General features: G+C 48.2%; 1 protein-coding gene. It reads left to right on the forward strand.

Features of this window, described 5'->3' with window-relative positions; genetic code table 11:
- Positions 1-253, forward strand: a 253-nt coding sequence (locus tag DW724_RS15850; RefSeq protein WP_202183550.1) for a hypothetical protein, incomplete at both ends; no start/stop codon positions are given.

Genomic DNA, 253 nt, shown 5'->3' on the forward strand with positions numbered 1-253 from the left:
ATCTGAACAGTGCTACCGACTTTGAAGGCGAAGTCTATATTGAGAACGAGTATGACAGCATAGGCCGAGTGGTAAAGCAGACCTTTATCAACGCGGACATTCCGACTGTTTCTACCGTCTCCTATGATGATGACGCGCGTGTTACGACCTGTGTAGATGCTAATGGGCTTGAAACGCGCTACTACTACGATAATCACCGCAACATCCAGAAAATCGGAACAGTTATCGACGGCACGGAATACACCACCGCCAA

The sequence above is a fragment of the Butyricicoccus sp. AM27-36 genome (assembly GCF_003480945.1).
In the GTDB taxonomy this organism is placed as follows: domain Bacteria; phylum Bacillota; class Clostridia; order Oscillospirales; family Butyricicoccaceae; genus Agathobaculum; species Agathobaculum butyriciproducens.